Source organism: Streptomyces sp. NPDC050388, assembly GCF_040655635.1.
GTDB lineage: Bacteria > Actinomycetota > Actinomycetes > Streptomycetales > Streptomycetaceae > Streptomyces.
In genome coordinates, this window is record NZ_JBFAKH010000177.1 from 1 (window position 1) to 6,547 (window position 6,547).

A 6,547-nucleotide genomic window follows, 5' to 3' on the forward strand; every position below is an offset into this window, starting at 1 on the left:
GCCGCCGCCGACGGCGGAGCGACCTGCAGCGCCGCCGACCTGACCGCCTTCGCCCGAGCGCTGCGCACCGGCCGGTTGCTGGACGAGGAGACCACACGCCTCGCGCTGACCCCGCAGGTCGACGAGCGGGCGGAGAAGGTGCGCGGCTACCGGTGGAAGTACGGCTTCGGTCTCACCCACCTCCTGGACGAGGGGGGAGCCGTCGTCCGCTGGGGTCACACGGGCGAGGAGGACGGGGCCAGCGCCCGCCTCTACCACTATCCCCACCACGATGTGGACGTCGCCGTCCTGGGCAACGTCAGCTGGTGTGCGGGCGACATGGGGTGGGCCATCCATGACGCCCTCGTGAACGGCCCGGCCGGGGCGGGTGGTTGAGGCGGTCACGCGGTTGGGTGCCGTCGCCGGGGAATACGTTACCTGGTCAAGCAGCTCAACGGCACCCGCGCCGTGGCCGACGCCCTCGGCATCACCCAGCGCACCGTGGAGCGGTACGTCAAGGACCAGATCCGCCGGCCCCGCCCGGACCTCGCCCGGCGCCTGGAGGACGTGGTCCGTGCCCGCTGGCAGGCCGTCACCCGCACGGGCTTGGTCGTCGACACCCGCGCCCGGTTCGGCTTTACCGCCGCGCCCCCGGCCTGGAGGTGGAGTTCACCGACGTCGAGCACCTGGAGTTCGAGCTGTAGGTGGTGCGGGGTGCTGCCGCATGTGTCGGTCCTGTGACTGAGCACGCCTGTTTCCGACAGGGTGTGAAGCGGAGCCACTCGGGCAACGAGATCGGGAGGTACCGTGCTCCGTCCGTGGAGACGATGGACCGCTTCACAAGTCCATGACCGGCGGCGAGTTTGAGAGCCACTCCTCTCGGGTGAGCTTCGGAACGCCGGGGCACGCGGAGGCGGGCCGACCCGCGGGAGCGCGAGCGCGTGGTCGTCGGCCGTGTCGAGAGCGTTCACGGCCCCCGCGTGCCCCCGGCGGTGTGGCCCCTTCCAAAGGCCCGCCACGAAATTTTTCGGATCATGCTGTAACGATCGGGCGGCGCGCACCACTTCCTGGTGACAGAGGAACCTGGAGGACGGAGGTGCACGGCGTGTCCGATGATGCGGCACGTTTCACCGCGATGTACGACGCCTGCCGACAACGCGTCTGGGCGTACGCGGTCAGCTGCGCGGGGCGGCAGGTGGCGGACGAGGTGGTGAGCGAGACCTTCACTGTGGCCTGGCGCCGCATCGGCGACGTACCCCAGCCGCCGCTGCCCTGGCTGCTCGGCGTGGCCCGCAACGTCCTGCGTGAGGCCGGACGCGCCGAGGGCAGGCGCGCCTCGCTGGCCGCCGAGCTGCGGGACTGGACGGAGACGGTCGAGGGCGACATCGCCGACGACGTCGCCGACCGGATCGCGCTCCAAAGCGCCCTGGCGTTCCTGGGCGAGGAGGACCGCGAGGTGCTGATCCTGGCCGCGTGGCAGGGGCTCACCCCCCGTGAGGCCGCCCGCGTCGTCGGTTGCACGGCCGCCACCCTGCGCGTGCGGCTCCACCGTGCGCGCCGTCGGCTCGCCAAGGCGGTGGCGGTACGGGACGAGGCGTCGCCGGTACGCCCCCTTGTCCAGCCCCGACTCAGCACGGCAGGAGAGGAAGTGCGATGAAACACGACGAGCTGATGCGTCGGCTGACCGACGCCCGCCCCGGACACCTCGACCCCGACAGGCCGGTCGACCCCGAGGTCCGGCGGACCGAGCTGGAGGGCATCATGGCGCGGACCGGGGAGTTGCAGGCGGCGCCGGGGAAGCGGGGAAGGAGCCGCATCGGCGTGCGGTCGGCGTGGAGCGTGGCCCTGGCCGGCGTGGCGGTCGTGGCGGCCGCGGCCCTGGTCGTCACCGTCGCCGGGCCGCCCGGCGGCGGGCCGCGGCCCGAGGCGGGCGCGCCCGCCACCGACTTCTCCGAGTCCCGCCTCCTGCTCGCGGCCGCCGCCGCCGTCGAGAAGACGGAGGCGACCTCGGGTGCGTACTGGTACCGGGAGGTGCGCATGGCGTCGCTGCACAGGGTCCCGGGTAAGGACTACAAGATCTACGTCCGGCACGAGACAAAGAGTTGGCTGACGAAGGGAACCGGCAAGCGCGACCGGCGGTGGACGCTGTTCATCGACGCCGGGGCCCGGCCCGCCACCCCGGCCGACGAGAAGGCCTGGCGCGCCGACGGCTCGCCGAAGCGGTGGGACCTGACGGACTACAGCCAGGCCGCCCGACGCGCCCTCCAGCACGAGTGGGAGAGGAACAGGCACGACGACGGCCCGCCCCCCGAGCTCCAGCCGGAGATCGTCACCTGGGACGGCGAGGGTGAGGTCGAGGGTGACGCCCCCGGTGGCATCAGCGACGGGGGCCCGGGCGGGGCGGAGATCGGCCTGGCGGAACTGGAGTCGCTGCCCACCGACCCGGAGCGACTGCGCGAGCGGCTGGAGCAGATTGTCGAGGAGCAGTACAACGGGCCGCCGCACATCCAGCAGATGCTGCTCGGTCAAACGGCCGAGAACCTCGCCGTCGAGCTGCCGACGTCCCCGCAGCTGCGGGCTGCGGCCTATCGGGTGCGTGCCTCGCTGCCGGGCGTGCGGGACATCGGTGAGGTCACCGACCGGTCCGGGCGCCCGGGGTACGCCGTGGAGCTCAAAAACCCGCGGCCCGGAGGGGAGGGCAAGCGCCGCTTGATCTTCGACAGGGAGACCGGACTGCCGCTGTCGGCGGAGTCGTACGCGACCTCGGCCGACGACGGACACCGGGCGGGAGAGCTCGCCGGCTACACCACCTACACGGCGATGCGGTGGACCGACCAGGCCCCGCCGTTCGACAAGGACTTCATGGCCGACGAGCGGTAGCACCCGGAGGTCCCTCCCTTCGTAGCGTGGGGTCCTTGATTGCAAGGGAAGTTGGGATTCATGCGGTCCAAGCAGCAGCCGTGCGGCGCCGAGTTCCGGGAGGACGCTCCGCGGTGGGTGTGGGCATGGCAAAGGATGCCCGTAGCATGCATGCTTGCTGCGGCCGGTGCGTCGAGAATCGGCCATTCACCAAGGAGCACTCCGCGTTGCGCACGTCGTTGAAAGCATCTGTGTGTCTGGTCGTCGCCGCCATCGCCCTGACGGCGGGCTGCGGGGGAGGCGGAGAGGACGGCGCCGCCTCCGCCGACCTCTTGGGGGACAATCTGGAGAATGCGCAGCCGTCCCTGCCGAAGACTCCGGAGGAGTCGTACAAGCTCCTGGTCGAGGGCCTGTACGCGGGCGAGTCGGAGCAGGTCTGTGCGCTGATGACGCCAGAGGCCGCGCTCCAGTTCTCCGGCGAGATGGCGCGGTGGGAGAAGACCGGCTACGTGGGCTCCTGTCCGGGAACCGTGGACGCCTTCGCCGGCAAGCAGACGGCACCGCCGGAGCCGGACGAGCTGAAGTTGCACAACGAGGTGGAGTACTACAACAAGAACTTCGCCAGATCGCAGCCATGCCTGAAGACCGATAAGGGATTCGACATGGACGTCCTCAGCGTGATCTGGAAGGACACCGGTGACGGCTGGATTGCCACCGAGGTCGATCCGGTGATCGGCTGCGGCGGCTGAGGGGTCCGAGGAGAGTACGGGTGGGTGGGCGTCTGGGCATCCGGACGCCCACCCAACCCGTGAACGTCAGCGGCACGCCCGCAGGCGGACAGACCGGTTATGCGACATGCGATGTGTCGGCTTCGTGCCAGTGAGAGCGCGTCAGTCACGGTTGAGCGGGAGAACTGTGTTCTTGCAGGTCGTCAGCCCGTGGCCGCAGCGTGCCACTGACACGGCAGTGGTACTTCGCGACCTCTTGGCTGTCATTGGGCGGTACATCCCCAGCTGGCTCGCTGCCACGAAGACGGCACATCGCAGCTGCGGTTTTTGCGTGGTGAACCGCTCCGGATTCGATAGGGACTCGATCGGCGGTCCGCCCCGCCCCCACGGCATCGGGTCCCGCTCCGGACCTGCCCCGGCCTCGGACCGGACAGGACGGGAGCCGCCCGCGCCGTGGCTGCCGCCCTACGCTCCGGAGCGGGGCACTCTGCGCTTGGGGGCACGGATGAGCCACTGCTCGTCGATGCGTACCCCCGTGTAGGCGGTCATGAAGGCGAGGGCCCGTGCCTCGTGGGAGGAGTCGTGGGCGTGGTGGCCGAATCGGTGCAGCCACTCCTCAAGCCAAGGATCCGAGGGGTAGTCGGCGGGCTCGGACTGCCGCACCCTGCGGCCATCGGCCCAGCAGTACACGTAGCAGGAGCCCTTCGGGTTGAAGAACACGGTGGCCAGCCGGGTGCCCGCCGACAGCTGGGCGCAGAGGGAGTCGGACGACGCCGCAGCGCCGATCAGCACCGCACCGCCGTCGCGCCGTGCCACCCACGCCTCGAAGTCCATTGGCGAGTACTCGAACTCGCCGTCCTCCTCGTCGTCGGCCCCGTCGGCGTGCGGGTCCTCGGCCATCTCGATGAAGGGGCTGTCCGTGAGCGGGCACCGCGCCGGTTCCTCACCGAGTCGTCCGATCAGCTCGTCCTCGTCGACGTCTGCGACGAACGCCAGGTCGAGTCCGTCCCAGTATCCCTCCCACTCATAGGAGGCGATCAACGCGTCCGCCCGAGTCTGACGGTCCCGTTCCTGCCCACTGATCGACGGCGCTCCGGCCAGACCGGCAAACAGGTCGGTGAGCGGCCCGGCGAGGCCCAGGCGGCCAGGGGACCGTCCCGCGATGGCCGGACGCCATGGATCGGCCCCTGCCCGCAGCAGGGCTTCGGCAGCGCTCCGGTTGCCCCAGCGCACGGCTTCCCACAGCGGCGTCGCTCCCTCTGCGTCCGCCGCGTCGACGTCGGCCCCGTGCGCGACCAGGACGTCGACGACGTCACCCGGCGCCTCGGAGGTGACGGCCTCGTGCAGCGGCGTCATATCGAGCCCGAACAGCCGCGCGTTCGGATCGGCGCCGGTGACCAGCCGACGGCGCACCTCGGCCGGATCACGCCAGTTGAGCGGTGTCATGCCCCACGCATCAGACATGCGATTCCCTTTCGGTGGTGTCCGGGACCCGCTGACGAGACAACCCCATCCTGCAGACGAGAGGTGCCGACGAGCCGTGGCCAGAACGAAGGCACTCATCGGTTGCCTGTCAGGGGCGGCCGGACGGTTGGTGATGATCACTGGTGGCCGGCACCGTAGCCGGGAGGACTGACAGTCCGGGCTCCTCATCTCCCCGGCAACCGCGGTCGCGTGGCCGATCGCCCGTGTCTCCCGGTGTCGTACGGTCGTTGATCCCCGCGCCCGATGGGCCCGGCCCGATCACGCCGACACGTCCGGGTCCACGCGAGGGGGCACCAGCTTCCCGGACAGACCACCGGGTGAACACTCCACCCGGTGCCGCGCCTGGAGTGGGATGGCCCGCCGCCCTCGTCGAGGCGGGGACCGACAGTGAACCCCGTAGGGGGATGTCGTCGGGCCCCTCACTCGCGAGGGGCGGTGGTGAGCTGGAGGGCCTTGTGGCCGCCGCCCCGCATGTCCTCCATGTCGGACGGGTCCGCGTCGGCCCGGACGGCGTGGATACCGAACCATCCTGCGCCCGACCGTCCGCGGTACTCGGGGGCGTCCTCGGCGGCGCTGATCCGGTACTCCACGATGCGGGTGCCATCGGCGGGCAGGTCCCGCGCACCGGACGCGCCGGTCAACGGCTGGTAGTCGTTGGCCACAACCAGCTCGACGGGCTGCCAGTCGCCGTCGGGCGCCTCGCGCCGTTCCAGCGTCAGCCTGGGGTCCCGCTCGTTCCACTCGACCTGCGCGGAGAGCGCGATGTCGCGGAGTGCCTCGCCGGTGGTGTTGCAGAGCTTGACGAGAACGGTCTGCGGTTCGCCGCCGGGGTGGACGGTGATGTCTTCGCGCGGGCCGGCGGCCATGGTGATCAGGTCGCCGCGGATTTTGTCGGCATCGGTGAGCCGGGGACAGGGCTTGGCCCGAACGGCCGCGAAGGCGGGATTCGGCGGGCTCTTCACGGCCGCCGGAGCGCTGGGCGTCCGCGTCGCCGGCGCCGCAGCACCGGGCGAGGGGTTGCCCGTGGCGCCGTCTGCCGGGGCTGATGGCCCGGCGCAGGCGGTGGCGAGGAGCAGCACCGTCCCTGCGGCGGCGACGGCGGAACCGGCCCAGCGTCTGTCTGCGTGCACGGGTGCCCCTTCTCGTGGATCACTGGTTGGTGATCACGACGCCGGAGGGCCGCTCCTGGTTGCGCCGCGAGGAAGGCCGCGAGGGAGGTGTCGTGACCGCCTCGGCGGGAGCGGACGGGCCCGCCTGACCACCGGATGGGACACGTCGGTGTTGTCAGGTTGAGCGGAGCCCTTCTCCGGTGGCATGATCATCTGTCTGGTTGGGGTAGCTGGAGGGGCTGCTCGTGGACGCGCCGTCGTACCAGGGTTTCCGCTTCCCGCCGGAGATCACCGCGCACTGCGTGTGGCTGTATCACCGCTTCGCCCTGAGCCTGCGCGACGTCGAGGAGCTGATGCTGGAGCGCGGCATCGAGGTCTCCTACGAGA

General features: G+C 71.0%; 6 protein-coding genes and 2 pseudogenes. 6 read left to right on the top strand and 2 right to left on the bottom strand.

The features are described 5' to 3' along the window. From AB0I73_RS39795 to AB0I73_RS39815, 5 genes and pseudogenes are all read left to right on the top strand, one after another. A partial coding sequence (locus tag AB0I73_RS39795) for a serine hydrolase (RefSeq protein WP_363045275.1) occupies window positions 1–375 on the top strand: 375 nt, incomplete at its 5' end. A 33-nt stretch (window positions 376–408) separates the two neighbouring features. Next, window positions 409–630: pseudogene (locus AB0I73_RS39800) on the top strand (helix-turn-helix domain-containing protein); the annotation flags it as partial. A gap of 454 nt (window positions 631–1,084) precedes the next feature. After that, window positions 1,085–1,636: a sigma-70 family RNA polymerase sigma factor gene (locus AB0I73_RS39805; protein WP_363045276.1), complete on the top strand. Its 552-nt coding sequence runs from the start codon at window positions 1,085–1,087 to the stop codon at window positions 1,634–1,636. Then, window positions 1,633–2,859: a CU044_5270 family protein gene (locus AB0I73_RS39810; RefSeq protein ID WP_363045277.1), complete on the top strand. Its 1,227-nt coding sequence runs from the start codon at window positions 1,633–1,635 to the stop codon at window positions 2,857–2,859. Before AB0I73_RS39805 ends, AB0I73_RS39810 begins: the two co-directional genes overlap by 4 nt. Before the next feature lie 206 nt (window positions 2,860–3,065). Continuing rightward, a complete protein-coding gene (locus tag AB0I73_RS39815; RefSeq protein ID WP_363045278.1) occupies window positions 3,066–3,587 on the top strand; it encodes a hypothetical protein in 522 nt (173 codons plus the stop codon). A gap of 444 nt (window positions 3,588–4,031) precedes the next feature. Here AB0I73_RS39815 and AB0I73_RS39820 read toward each other — a convergent pair whose 3' ends face one another. Together AB0I73_RS39820 and AB0I73_RS39825 are read right to left on the bottom strand one after the other, a co-directional pair. Then, window positions 4,032–5,030, bottom strand: coding sequence for an ankyrin repeat domain-containing protein (locus tag AB0I73_RS39820; protein ID WP_363045279.1), 999 nt, complete (start codon window positions 5,028–5,030; stop codon window positions 4,032–4,034). Between the two features lie 440 nt (window positions 5,031–5,470). Next, window positions 5,471–6,181 carry a hypothetical protein gene (locus AB0I73_RS39825; RefSeq protein WP_363045280.1) on the bottom strand — a complete coding sequence of 237 codons (711 nt, stop codon included), beginning with the start codon at window positions 6,179–6,181 and terminating at the stop codon, window positions 5,471–5,473. Window positions 6,182–6,399: 218 nt separating this feature from the next. Here AB0I73_RS39825 and AB0I73_RS39830 point away from each other — a divergent pair. Then, window positions 6,400–6,547, top strand: a pseudogene (locus tag AB0I73_RS39830) (IS6 family transposase); the annotation flags it as partial.

Bases quoted from the DNA above. Each gene is read 5' to 3' on its own strand.
- AB0I73_RS39810 (WP_363045277.1), top strand. From the start codon at position 1,633: ATGAAACACGACGAGCTGATGCGTCGGCTGACCGACGCCCGCCCCGGA.
- AB0I73_RS39820 (WP_363045279.1), bottom strand. From the start codon at position 5,030: ATGTCTGATGCGTGGGGCATGACACCGCTCAACTGGCGTGATCCGGCC.